Below are 12,406 nucleotides of genomic sequence, written 5' to 3' on the forward strand. Positions count from 1 at the left end.
GCAGATGCAGACTCAGATGCAGATGCTGATTCAGATGCAGACGCAGACTCAGATGCAGACGCTGACTCAGATGCAGACGCAGACTCAGATGCAGACGCTGACTCAGATGCAGACGCAGACTCAGATGCAGATGCTGATTCAGATGCAGATGCTGATTCAGATGCAGACGCAGACTCAGATGCAGATGCAGACTCAGATGCGGATGCAGACTCAGATGCAGATGCTGATTCAGATGCGGATGCTGATTCAGATGCGGATGCTGACTCAGATGCTGATTCAGATGCGGATGCTGATTCAGATGCAGATGCTGACTCAGATGCTGATTCAGATGCGGATGCTGATTCAGATGCAGATGCTGACTCAGATGCAGACGCAGACTCAGATGCAGATGCTGACTCAGATGCAGATGCTGACTCAGATGCAGACGCAGACTCAGATGCGGATGCAGACTCAGATGCAGATGCTGACTCAGATGCTGATTCAGATGCAGATGCTGACTCAGATGCAGACGCAGACTCAGATGCTGATTCAGATGCGGATGCTGATTCAGATGCAGATGCTGACTCAGATGCTGATTCAGATGCTGATTCAGATGCAGACGCAGACTCAGATGCAGATGCAGACTCAGATGCGGATGCAGACTCAGATGCGGATGCTGATTCAGATGCGGATGCTGATTCAGATGCGGATGCTGACTCAGATGCGGATGCTGACTCAGATGCAGATGCTGATTCAGATGCAGATGCTGACTCAGATGCAGACGCAGACTCAGATGCAGACGCAGACTCAGATGCAGATGCTGATTCAGATGCAGACTCAGATGCGGATGCTGACTCAGATGCAGATGCTGATTCAGATGCAGACTCAGATGCGGATGCTGACTCAGATGCGGATGCAGACTCAGATGCTGATTCAGATGCAGACGCTGATTCAGATGCAGATGCAGACTCAGATGCAGATGCAGATGCGGATGCGGATGCAGACTCAGATGCAGACGCAGACTCAGATGCAGATGCTGATTCAGATGCAGACGCAGACTCAGATGCAGACGCTGACTCAGATGCAGACGCAGACTCAGATGCAGACGCTGACTCAGATGCAGACGCAGACTCAGATGCAGATGCTGATTCAGATGCAGATGCTGATTCAGATGCAGACGCAGACTCAGATGCAGATGCAGACTCAGATGCGGATGCAGACTCAGATGCAGATGCTGATTCAGATGCGGATGCTGATTCAGATGCGGATGCTGACTCAGATGCTGATTCAGATGCGGATGCTGACTCAGATGCTGATTCAGATGCGGATGCTGATTCAGATGCAGATGCTGATTCAGATGCAGACGCAGACTCAGATGCAGATGCTGATTCAGATGCAGATGCTGATTCAGATGCAGATGCTGATTCAGATGCAGACGCAGACTCAGATGCAGATGCAGACTCAGATGCAGATGCAGACTCAGATGCAGATGCTGATTCAGATGCAGACTCAGATGCAGATGCTGATTCAGATGCAGACTCAGATGCAGATGCAGACTCAGATGCTGATTCAGATGCAGACGCAGACTCAGATGCAGATGCAGACTCAGATGCAGATGCTGACTCAGATGCAGACAAAGATCATAATGACAAAGCAGATAAATCAAATGATAACGAATTACCTGATACTGGTAATAACACTCAAAATAATGGCACATTATTTGGTTCATTATTTGCTGCACTTGGAGGACTATTCTTAGCGGGCAGCCGTCGTAAAAACAAAAATAATGAAGAAAAATAATAAGTAGTCTTTATATTTGCGCAATGAAAATTAAAACCAGGCCTTCTATGGCCTGGTTTTCTTTTAAATACTATGATATAGATTGATATAAATAGAATTAATAAGGAGAAAACTATGGATTTTGACTATAAATTAGATAAATTATTAACCGAAGTAAATAATAAAAGTGAAATTAATAATTATGTTTTTATAAGTTTGGGTAAACCTAACATCAAAGCCCAAGTTAAATTAATCAAAAAAACTAATTATCTTAAGCAAGATATTTCGAAATTAGCACTTAAATTTAAAAAGAGGACAGGTCAGTTTCCAGAGTGGATTAAATTAGATATTGTTACGTCAACAGAAAAAGTTCTATTTAAAGAATTAAGAAAAGAATTGATTAATACAAGACGTAATTATGTGGATTTTGGTATAGCATTTGATAGTCAATGGAATTTAGCAGTGTTACCTGAAGAAATTAATGCGAATGCTTTTGTTCGACCAGATAATTCTACTAAAGAATTATTTCTTTCTGAAAAAAATATTAATAATTATTTACGTAAATATACGACTAATAAAAAGGCATTTTCTAGTGAATTTTATAATGAAAAAGAAGTTGTTAAATTTTATACACATGGTTTCTTCATAGGTAATGAGAAAGTATATGAACTATACAGCAATGGTTATAGAAAAGGTTTAAGAAAAGTAGATCATTTAGAGAATGAAATTGATCAATTAATTGAAATTAGCACTAATTTTTTACAGAATATGTTGTTAGATAATGGTAAGTATATTTATGGATATTTCCCACATTTTGATAATGAAATTGGATTTTATAATATTTTAAGACATTCATCTTCTACATATGCTTTGATAGAAGGATTAGCTTATTTAGGCAAAAGTTTACAACCCGTTGAAAAGGCAATTGATTATGTTATTTCAAATCAATTACTTGAAGTTGAAGATAAAGCATATATCTATGATGATACGGAAGACGCTAATGAAATTAAATTAGGACAAAATGCTTCATTTATATTCGCTATATGTGAATATTTAAAACATGAGAATAATCCTAAATATCTTGAAGCTGCTCAAAAAGTAGCGAAAGGTATTCTTTCAATGATTGATGAAGATACGTATGAAACGACGCACTTATTGAATTATCCTGATTTAAGCGTAAAAGAGAAATTCAGAATTATTTATTATGATGGCGAAGCTGCGCTTGCATTGTTGAGACTATATCAAAGAGATAATAATAAAGTATGGTTGAAAACTGTAGAAAATTTAATGGATCGTTTCCTTAAGAAGAAATATTGGCAATATCATGATCATTGGCTAGGTTATTGTACAAATGAATTAATTCAAATTACCCCTCAAGAAAAATATTTTGAATTTGGTATAAAAAATGTGAATACGTATCTAGATTATATTAAAAATCGTGAAACTACTTTCCCAACATTCTTGGAAATGTTAATGGCTACTTATAGATTAGTACAAAAAGCCAAAGAAACTGGTTATGGGGAATTAGTAAATCATTTGATAGATGAGGAATATTTAAAAGAAGTTATTGATATTAGAGCAGATTATCAAAGAGTAGGCTTCTTTTACCCTGAAACTGCAATGTACTTTAAAAATCCATCTAGAATTTTAGGAAGTTTCTTTATTAAACACCATGGTTATCGTGTCCGTATTGATGATATTGAGCATTATCTATCAGGATATGTACAGTACCAAAAGGCGTTCAAAGGGTAGGTAGTGATTATGCTAACAATTGAAAAAATTTATCATATTATAGGTGGAGAGTTAAAGGATGCTCATAATAGTAAATCAAATGAAATAAATGATTTTGAAACAAAATATAAATTTGTAAAAAACAAAAAGACTGCGTATTTTTCTCCAAATAAAGAAACATGGACAAAAAAATTGGGGAGATGATTTTCTAGATACAGTTAAAAGTAATAATGAGAGAACCTAATTGTAATATTAAGTTTGTAGCAAAGAATTTATTGAAATAACTAATTATTTTAGTGAGTATCAAGACTATTTTAATTAACTATAAAATGTTAAATGAAATGCAAAGTATTATTTATTTGAGACTGTCTAAAGAAATAAAATAGAAAGGAAAGCATGCCAAATTGTATTTCCTAAAAGAAGGTGGTTTGACAGGACATTTTTATATTTGGAATAAAGAGAGTATTTAACGAGTGAACTTTTGGTTTAACAGAAAGTAAAAAACAAGAAATTAATTATCAAGTAATTGATAAAATTGAAGAAGAAACACAAAATAAATTTTGATGAATTTTTTAAATGTTAGTCAAAAGCTCCCTATTTTTAAAGAGGTAATTTTATTTTTGAAATGCCCAATTGCTGTAATTGAATGTACTTTTTCTTCCAAATTTGATACAAAGTAAGATTATATTCTTGAACCCAACGATAGATCATTGAATGATAAACGTTAATAACATGTTCATTTAATATTTCAGATATGTCACAGTAACTAACGCTACAGTGATTACGTCTTTATCAAATTGCTTATATCTAAAATAATTCATAGAGAACGCTCCTTTTTTGTTAAAATATATACTATAAAATTAACTTTGTAATAAAACTTTATAAAGGCATTGATATAAATAATTAAGGGGTGGGGTATGATGATTATCGCTTTGTTATTATGTTCTATTATCTTATTTTGTTTAGTAATTTATTTTTATAAAAAGAGCATTGATAATATTAAATTGAAGGAGGAAAATGAGCAAGCGCTAATTTTAAATATTGATAGGCATAAAAGTCAAAATAAAGATTTATCGGTTCGCTATAACAAGCTAACTCAAAAATATGAAGATGTATGTAAAGAAAACCAAAACTTAAAAGAAAGTTATCGTTCAGGTCATATATTTGATAAAAACATAGGTGAAATCAAAGCTGCTAAGGAATTACAAGAAATTTTTGAACAGTTGAAAGAAGAAGTTAATCTCAATTATTTTATAAAGTTCGATAATCTTTTTTTATATGATTTAAACGAACCTAGACAAATAGATCATATGGTTATTTGCGATTATGGTATTTATATATTTGAAACAAAATATTGGGAAGGTGATATATATTACAATATATCTAAAGAAAGTTTAAGAGGTACTAAGCATAAATTATTGAATCGATATATTTTTTATAAACAAGATGAAAATGAGCATCAAACTTTTGTTTTGAAATTAAATGAAAACGGAGAAATAACATATCAAAATAATGGTAATCCTTATAAGCAGATATATAAAACGATGAAGATATTAAATGATTTTTTAGATAAAAAATATTTTATAAATAGTATTATATACTTTAATTATCACAATGATAAATATCATTTTATTGATGGATCAGATAAAAATAATGGGATAATTGGAGTGAATCAGAAAGAAAATTTATATAATGTACTAAAAAATAGAATGAAAAATTTTAAATTTGGAAAGTTGAAAGAAAAGCAAATAAAATATTTAAAGCAGAAATTTGAAAAGTATAACGTATAACATTATTAACAGGAGAAAAAGTATATGCTGAGCATACTTAGTAATATAGCAACCATTATAGGCCTTTTAGTAGGTATTCTGTCTTTGCTATACAATTATTTATCCCAAAATAAAACTTGAAAAAGGATATATAAACATTACTTCAGCAATGATTTCGAACTATATAAAAGAATTTGAAAAAATACAAAGCAACAGAAAAATAGAAAAGAATACATAATTCAACTTATCGGAGTGCATATGCTTACATGTTTACAGATGATATAATAATGAAGTCGCCTTAACTTCCATAGGCGAAATTACTATGGAAGGAGGTGAGACCTATGGCAATTCTCTTTGTTAGTATAATTGCACCTGTGATTTCAGGATGCATCGTTGCGATTTTCACGTTTTGGCTAAACAATCGTAACAAGTAATAAGGCGACATAGCTGCACCAAAAAATCCCCTCACTACCGGAAATAGTGAGGGGATTGGTGTACCTATGGAACTCTCTTTGTTAAATACAGTATAGCATCATATAGGGTAGGAATGCAAAATTCTGAAATATACTATTTGTATTTTTCTTCAGCTAATTTATACTCTTCGTTAATAGAATCAATAATATTTGTTTTATCTTCTATTATTTCTTTAAATTGATTATAAATATTAGAGTAAATTATTTCTTCGGCGGGGTTATCAATTTTTTTATCTTCATAGTTGTCCATAGTTACATTTGACTCTAATATTACTTCTAGTAACTTATAAATATCATTTGAAGTTATTTCAGTAATGTTTCTATATTCATCCTTATTTAAGTCTAAAAAATGAGCGCAATTTTTATCAATTGTTAAAAGTTTCATAGAATTTGTTCCTTTCATAGTAGGTTTTTTCACCTGCCTCAAAATAATCTAATTGTACTTGCTTATTTGAAACAGTAATATTATTTTTATTTTTTAAAAACTCATCATTTGGATAACCATAAAATACATCAAAATCATTTTCATTATTCTTTGTGCAATATATAAGATAGTCTGGGTTTATCGATGTTCCTAAAGTACTATTATGAGTAGTCATTATTACTGTAATCTTATTAGAAACATCTTGAATATATTGGTTTATACTTTCTTTCAAAAATATGTTATCAAAAGAACCTTCAGGTTCATCTATTATTAAATAATCATAATCTAAAGCGTTTTGTATTTTTTGAAGAAAAATAAATTCTGTTCTTTGCCCTCCTGATATTTTTTGTCCTGAATAGTTAACAATAGAGTGATCAATTTTTACAAAAAATTTGTGAAGATCAGTAACATTAATTGAAGGAATTTCTTTAAGTGCGCATAAATAAGCATACGGATCGTCGTATTTATTAAAAGCTTCTGAAAATTTATCTTTAGATTTTGCAAGTGATTTTATTTCTTGTGCTCCTTTAAATGGTTTTCTAATTGATCTTTTATAAAAATTTTGAAGTTTAATAGTTTTTATTTTTTTTCTTTTTTCATACCATTTACTAAAGTATTAAACCTTTTAACACGTTGGATATCTTTAGCGATATCATATAAATTAGTGCGTTTGACAGAAGGCGTAGAAGATTTTGTTGTTAATTTTTTTTGTATAATCTCTGTTATGTTATTTGTTAATTGTGCGAGAGATGCTTCTTTTTTTAATTTTCTAAGTTCTGTATGTAATGCAACGGATAATTCTTTTAATTTATTTACTCCTAGAACCTGATTAATAATATAGTTATATTTTTGATTATTTATTAATGATTCAACATTGGATATTGCGTTTTTTAAATTTTTAGTATCTGGTAATTTTAATTCTTTTTCATTAAACAATTTAGCTTTAGAATAAATGTCCATTTTATTTTTGTATTCTGCGTAAGAAAGCAACGAAGTTATATAAGAAGATAAATTACTAAGACTTTGCTTTATGTCAATTTCCTTTATATTTGCCACAATATCTTCTAAAGGTTTTAAATAATCCTTTGTTTCTTGGCTGTATGATTTTTGAAGTCTGCTATGAAAATTACTTTCTTCATTATCAGATACTAATTCAAATTGCTTAATATATTTAGCATCTATATGATAATCATTTATTAATGTTTCTAAGAGTGTGGTTTTCCCAGATGCTCTTGCTCCAACTACTACATTTAGTCTTGTAGATATAGTTAATCCATTAGGCATATGGATGATACCTCTAGTTTCATCTATATTACTGCTCACATTACTTTTATTCATTAAAGCTCGCTTTATAGAAGATATAGTTAATGTATTAGTGTGAATATAAGTGTGTTTATTAACTTCTAAATGATTTAATGTATCATTTATTCTTATATCACTAAATATTAGAGGTGTTAACTTCATTTCATCTTTTTTGTTATAAGAAAATTTCTTATGACTATTAACTTCTCCCCACTTTATACTTGATATCGCATCTAATTTATTTATAGTACCTTGATCAATTTTTGGTTTTTTATCGTAGTGAGGGATTAATAGTGAATCTTTCAAAAATTTTTTACCAAAAATTTTAATAAAGTCGTCTAAGTTAATATAGTCATTTTTGTCTTTTATATATGAAGATAATCTTTCAGAACAAGAAGATAATTGTTCTATGTACTCCTCAGGTGTGATTAATAACATATGTCCATTGACTAGATTAACTTCAATACCCGGAAAGCAATTAATGCTAATATTTTTATTGATCTCAATAAACTGATCTAAATCAAAATGATTATGATTAGTAATAGCTATTCCATCTAAGTCATTGGTTTCTATATATTTTTTAAGAACGTCTAATGAAAAATTAAAATCAATATTTTCGTCTGAAACAGTTTTTTTAGTATGAATATGAAAATCAATTTTTTTCAAGGTACAACTCCTCTTTCATAAAACATTTAGTATACTAATCATTTTAACAATCTCTCTTATTTTATACACTACTTTTTATGAGCAAAATAATATTTTGGAATATCTATTTATATTATTTTGTATGATTATGGCCTACCCTAATTGAACAATTAGGAGCCCTTGTAAAATACAGTTTCTAAATGTATGATTAGGGTGTATGAGAAAGGGTGTTGAAAATGATAGTTGGTTATGCACGAGTATCAACCATTGATCAGAATTTAGATAGACAGATTGAAAATTTAGAAGCATTTGGTGCTGAAAAAATATTCACAGAAAAACAATCAGGTAAATCGATTGAAGATAGACCTATTTTTATAGAAACATTGAACTTTGTAAGAATGGGAGATCGTTTAATCGTTGAATCGATTGACCGTCTAGGAAGAAATTATGACGAGATTATTCAAACGGTGAACTATTTAAAAGAAAAAGAAGTTCAATTAATGATTACAAGCTTGCCTATGATGAATGAAGCAATTGGTAACCCATTATTAGATAAGTTCATGAAAGATTTAATCATTCAAATTTTAGCAATGATTTCAGAACAAGAAAGAAATGAAAGTAAGCGTAGGCAAGCACAGGGAATTAAGGTAGCGAAAGAAAAAGGTATCTATAAAGGCAGACCTGTCCTTTACTCACCAAACGCGAAAGACCCACAGAAACGTTTAGTTTATCAACGTGTTGTAGAAATGTTAGATCAAGGAATTTCTATTAGTAAAATTGCTAAAGAAGTAGATATTACAAGACAGACCGTATATCGAATTAAAAATGAAAGAACAAAATAATTAATAAAATGAGTAAAAAGTGATTGTATAACACATTAGGAAATGATAATATGTTATACAATAACCTGCTTCTTTTAATTTAAAATTCTAAACTTTATTAAACTGTAAAAATGATAATTTCAAACTTCTTCATATTTTTCCCTTTAATAAGATATGAAGACGAAACATCTCTTCCAAAAGATAAGTAAAAAAGTGAGCGTTATTATCTATATAGACAATAACGCTCACTTTTAGTTTCATTGTTATTTTTCCAATCCATCAGTTAAAACATCTAAATTATACTCTAAATATTTAAGATAAGTATCAGCTACGCCACCTTCTTTACTAATTTCATCAGAGTAAATTGGTTTCTTGTAAATTGATACGCCACTTTCTTTAGATACGGTTTCCATTGGACGCTTATCTACGTTTGATTCTACAAATAAGTGAGATGGCTCATTTTTATCAATAAATTTTACTAAATCTTTGATTTGTTCTGGAGATCCATTCTCGTCCGTGTCTATCGCCCAAATATAACCTTCTTTTAGGTCATAACGGTCTGTTAAATATTGGAAAGCTTGTTCACTCGCTACAAAAACACGATCTTTCTTAGGAATATCGCCTAATTGTTTTTCATAATCATCTTCGATGTTATGTAATTTTTTTAAATATGCTTTTTCATTTTCTTTATAATAATCTTTGTTTTTTGGATTTCTTTCAGATAAAGATTTCGTGATATTTTTAATCATTTTTTCTCCTACTTTCGGATCAATAAATGCATGAGGGTTCACTTCTTTTTTGCCATCTTCATCTTTAATGTATTTAGGTTTAACACCTTCTGATGTTTTTATCGCATTTTCTTTTGAAAAATCAGAAGACTCTAAAGCTTTAAATAACCAACCTTTACTGCCACCTTCTAAATTCAATCCATTATAGAAAACCAAATCGGCACTCGAGATATGTTTAATGTCATCTGGTTTAGGATCGTAGTCATGCGGGTCAGTGCCTGTAGGCACTAAATTTTTAACTTCAACGTGCTCTCCGCCAATTTCTTTAACCATATCATCAATCATAGAAAAACTTGTGACCACTTTGATTTTATCTTTATCTACTGATTCTAATTCTTTATCTGAATCACCGTCTTTATCTCCATTACTACAAGCTGCTAAAACAACAGAAAGTGTAATGGTGAATAAAAATAATATCACTTTTTTCATTATAAAAATCCTCCTAAGTTAATGTTTAATCATTCTCCACAATAGCCCATTTCTAGGTGCTAAGAAGAATGTGATAATAAATATAGCTGTAATAACTAATACAATAACCACACCTGAAGGTAAGTTAAATGTAAAACTAAAGAACAACCCAATAATAGATGAAATAGCACCTATCAATGCTGATAAAAGAATCATGGTTGATAGTCTTTTAGTCAGTAAATAAGCTGTCGAAGCTGGCGTAATCAATAAAGAAACAACTAAAATAACACCGACGGTTTGTAATGAGGCAACAGTTACTAACGTTAATAACACCATGATTGTGTAATGGATGAATTTTGTTGGTAAACCTGAAGCTGCAGCCATGGTTGGATCAAACGTTGATAGTAAAAATTCTTTATAAAAGATCACTACAATAATTAAGACAATCGCAGCGACAATAAATGTTAATGTTCGATCCTGTTCTTTAACTGTCAGTACATTACCAAATAAAATTTCCGTTAAATCTATGGACGATTGCGCTTTCGTAACAAGTAAAACCCCTAAAGCTAGAAAGGCAGAAAAAACAATACCTATAGATGAATCGCTTTTGATTTTACTGTTTTGGTTAACGAAACCGATTCCTAAAGCTGCCATAATCCCAAAGACTACCGCACCGTAGAAAAAATTAATGCCCATCATATAAGAAATAGCTACACCCGGTAGAACTGCATGTGAGATAGCATCTCCCATTAGCGCCAAACTTCTTAATACGATGAAACAACCAATAACGCCACAGATGATTCCGATGACAACAGAAGTTACAAGTGCTCTTTGAAGAAAACTAAACTGAAATAACTCATGTATAAATTGACTAATCATTTTTATCCCCACTTTCAGAAGGGATCAAAATATTTGTGCCAAAGGCTTGTGCTAAGTTATCTCCCGTAAACACATTTTCAACAGAACCAAAATCGATTAAATGTTTATTTAAAAGAATAAGGCTATCGAAATATTTACTGACTTTGGATAAGTCATGATGAACAATTAAAATTGTTTTTCCAGATTCAGCTAGTTCTTTTAATAAATCAACAATGATATTTTCACTTGTAATATCGATGCCAACAAAAGGTTCATCAAGTAATATCAAATCTGTTTTCTGAACTAACGTTCTAGCAATTAACACTCGTTGAAATTGTCCTCCTGATAGCTCCCCTATTTGTCGATCTTTATATTCCGACATATCCACTTTGTTAAGGGCTTCTGTTGCCATTGCTTTTTCTTTTTTCCCAGGTAACTGCCACGGTTTTAACCGAGGGTATATACCTAAAATGACACAATCTAAAACTTTCATAGGAAACGTTGTATCGATATTACTTTTTTGTTCGACGTATGAAAGATTTTTAAGTTGCTTATGTATAGGCTTACTTTTAAAAAATGTTTGTCCTTTGTGTGGTATTAAATTAATCATTGCTTTAATCAAAGTTGATTTACCTGCCCCATTTGGGCCAATAATCCCAACAATTTGTCCTTCTATCATTTGTAAAGAAACATCTTGTAAAGCTCGGGTTTGATTATCATAAACCACTGACAAGTTTTGTACATCTAACACGCTATTCCCTTCTTTCTTCACTTGCGTAAATAATATATTTAGGTTATCCTAAATATATTATTTAGTCAAACGAAAATTTGAAGTTTGGCTAGCTATTTCTGCTTTAAAAATCAAAATTGTAGGTGGGATCATGATTACTGATGCGCAAAAGAAATATTTGAAAATTATCTTCCAATTAGGTGGAGACATTGAGCTAGTGTCTAATAAAATGTTATCTAAAAAGTTAGGAGCAGTGCCCCCTTCAATTAGCCAAATGTTAGATCGATTAACCGAAGCAGGTTTTGTCAAAAGTGAACATTATCGTGGTGTTATGTTAACTAAGAAAGGATTAACTTATACGATAGAAATGACTAACAATCATGAGATTATTAAAGCGTTTTTCATAAAAGTATTAAATATCAACTCTTCTGAAGTCAACCAAGAGGTTGATTTAATCGAAAATCACGTATCAGATAAATTTGTTCAACGTTTATCTGAATACTTAAGAACAAAACAATTTTAAAAAGGATGATTAACTATGAAGCTTTTTAATAAAAAGTACAGTACAAAGCAACAATTATTCTCTCCCAGCCCTCAAAATAAGAATACGAATCATAAATAAATGAGGCTGGGACATAATTTCTAACAAATTAGCCAGTAAATGAGTTTATTATAAATTCATTTACTGGCTTCTTTATT

At 31.0% G+C, this 12,406-nt stretch carries 12 protein-coding genes and 1 pseudogene; 7 read left to right on the forward strand and 6 right to left on the reverse strand.

Annotation, left to right across the window (positions count from 1 at the left end; genetic code table 11):
- The 3 genes from AC1Q7N_RS10780 to AC1Q7N_RS10790 form a co-directional block, all read left to right on the forward strand.
- A partial coding sequence (locus AC1Q7N_RS10780; RefSeq protein ID WP_492713199.1) for an LPXTG cell wall anchor domain-containing protein occupies window positions 1-1,779 on the forward strand: 1,779 nt, incomplete at its 5' end.
- Window positions 1,780-1,893: 114 nt separating this feature from the next.
- Entirely contained in the window at window positions 1,894-3,510 is a 1,617-nt protein-coding gene (locus AC1Q7N_RS10785; protein WP_049375391.1) for a hypothetical protein, read from the forward strand.
- A 9-nt stretch (window positions 3,511-3,519) separates the two neighbouring features.
- The gene (locus AC1Q7N_RS10790; RefSeq protein ID WP_157173422.1) at window positions 3,520-3,693 is read left to right on the forward strand and encodes a hypothetical protein; all 174 of its coding nucleotides are present in this window, start codon (window positions 3,520-3,522) and stop codon (window positions 3,691-3,693) included.
- A 444-nt stretch (window positions 3,694-4,137) separates the two neighbouring features.
- Here AC1Q7N_RS10790 and AC1Q7N_RS10795 read toward each other — a convergent pair.
- Window positions 4,138-4,310: pseudogene (locus AC1Q7N_RS10795) on the reverse strand (IS6 family transposase); the annotation flags it as partial.
- A gap of 99 nt (window positions 4,311-4,409) precedes the next feature.
- Between AC1Q7N_RS10795 and AC1Q7N_RS10800 the strand changes: the two are divergent.
- Together AC1Q7N_RS10800 and AC1Q7N_RS10805 are read left to right on the forward strand one after the other, a co-directional pair.
- Window positions 4,410-5,279 carry a nuclease-related domain-containing protein gene (locus AC1Q7N_RS10800; protein ID WP_049375392.1) on the forward strand — a complete coding sequence of 290 codons (870 nt, stop codon included), beginning with the start codon at window positions 4,410-4,412 and terminating at the stop codon, window positions 5,277-5,279.
- Window positions 5,280-5,599: 320 nt separating this feature from the next.
- Window positions 5,600-5,692 carry a type I toxin-antitoxin system Fst family toxin gene (locus AC1Q7N_RS10805; RefSeq protein ID WP_023016171.1) on the forward strand — a complete coding sequence of 31 codons (93 nt, stop codon included), beginning with the start codon at window positions 5,600-5,602 and terminating at the stop codon, window positions 5,690-5,692.
- 133 nt (window positions 5,693-5,825) lie between these two features.
- On the opposite strand, the gene AC1Q7N_RS10810 is transcribed toward AC1Q7N_RS10805, so the two are convergent.
- Window positions 5,826-6,134, reverse strand: coding sequence for a hypothetical protein (locus tag AC1Q7N_RS10810; RefSeq protein ID WP_049375393.1), 309 nt, complete (start codon window positions 6,132-6,134; stop codon window positions 5,826-5,828).
- Between the two features lie 600 nt (window positions 6,135-6,734).
- Complete coding sequence (locus AC1Q7N_RS10815; protein WP_308820365.1) at window positions 6,735-8,123, reverse strand: PHP domain-containing protein; 1,389 nt, start codon at window positions 8,121-8,123, stop codon at window positions 6,735-6,737.
- A 215-nt stretch (window positions 8,124-8,338) separates the two neighbouring features.
- On the opposite strand from AC1Q7N_RS10815, the gene AC1Q7N_RS10820 reads away from it, so the two are divergent.
- Window positions 8,339-8,944 carry a recombinase family protein gene (locus tag AC1Q7N_RS10820; RefSeq protein WP_002497488.1) on the forward strand — a complete coding sequence of 202 codons (606 nt, stop codon included), beginning with the start codon at window positions 8,339-8,341 and terminating at the stop codon, window positions 8,942-8,944.
- A 242-nt stretch (window positions 8,945-9,186) separates the two neighbouring features.
- Here AC1Q7N_RS10820 and AC1Q7N_RS10825 read toward each other — a convergent pair whose 3' ends face one another.
- The 3 genes from AC1Q7N_RS10825 to AC1Q7N_RS10835 are packed head-to-tail and all read right to left on the reverse strand — an operon-like array spanning window position 9,187 to window position 11,728.
- The gene (locus AC1Q7N_RS10825; protein ID WP_002497487.1) at window positions 9,187-10,140 is read right to left on the reverse strand and encodes a metal ABC transporter substrate-binding protein; all 954 of its coding nucleotides are present in this window, start codon (window positions 10,138-10,140) and stop codon (window positions 9,187-9,189) included.
- A gap of 18 nt (window positions 10,141-10,158) precedes the next feature.
- A complete protein-coding gene (locus AC1Q7N_RS10830) occupies window positions 10,159-10,998 on the reverse strand; it encodes a metal ABC transporter permease (RefSeq protein ID WP_002497486.1) in 840 nt (279 codons plus the stop codon).
- Entirely contained in the window at window positions 10,991-11,728 is a 738-nt protein-coding gene (locus tag AC1Q7N_RS10835; RefSeq protein ID WP_002497485.1) for a metal ABC transporter ATP-binding protein, read from the reverse strand. Before AC1Q7N_RS10835 ends, AC1Q7N_RS10830 begins: the two co-directional genes overlap by 8 nt.
- A gap of 130 nt (window positions 11,729-11,858) precedes the next feature.
- Between AC1Q7N_RS10835 and AC1Q7N_RS10840 the strand changes: the two genes are divergently transcribed.
- On the forward strand, window positions 11,859-12,230 hold the full coding sequence (locus AC1Q7N_RS10840; protein WP_308820364.1) for a metal-dependent transcriptional regulator: 372 nt from the start codon (window positions 11,859-11,861) through the stop codon (window positions 12,228-12,230).
- The last annotated feature ends 176 nt before the right edge of the window (window positions 12,231-12,406 follow it).

It is taken from the genome of Staphylococcus sp. GW823-FHT05F06, assembly GCF_058795495.1.

Excerpts from the sequence above, each read along its gene's own strand:
- AC1Q7N_RS10785 (WP_049375391.1), top strand. The coding sequence starts at position 1,894 with ATGGATTTTGACTATAAATTAGATAAATTATTAACCGAAGTAAATAAT.
- AC1Q7N_RS10790 (WP_157173422.1), top strand. The coding sequence starts at position 3,520 with ATGCTAACAATTGAAAAAATTTATCATATTATAGGTGGAGAGTTAAAG.
- AC1Q7N_RS10800 (WP_049375392.1), top strand. The coding sequence starts at position 4,410 with ATGATTATCGCTTTGTTATTATGTTCTATTATCTTATTTTGTTTAGTA.
- AC1Q7N_RS10805 (WP_023016171.1), top strand. The coding sequence starts at position 5,600 with ATGGCAATTCTCTTTGTTAGTATAATTGCACCTGTGATTTCAGGATGC.
- AC1Q7N_RS10810 (WP_049375393.1), bottom strand. The coding sequence starts at position 6,134 with ATGAAAGGAACAAATTCTATGAAACTTTTAACAATTGATAAAAATTGC.
- AC1Q7N_RS10820 (WP_002497488.1), top strand. The coding sequence starts at position 8,339 with ATGATAGTTGGTTATGCACGAGTATCAACCATTGATCAGAATTTAGAT.
- AC1Q7N_RS10825 (WP_002497487.1), bottom strand. The coding sequence starts at position 10,140 with ATGAAAAAAGTGATATTATTTTTATTCACCATTACACTTTCTGTTGTT.
- AC1Q7N_RS10830 (WP_002497486.1), bottom strand. The coding sequence starts at position 10,998 with ATGATTAGTCAATTTATACATGAGTTATTTCAGTTTAGTTTTCTTCAA.
- AC1Q7N_RS10840 (WP_308820364.1), top strand. The coding sequence starts at position 11,859 with ATGATTACTGATGCGCAAAAGAAATATTTGAAAATTATCTTCCAATTA.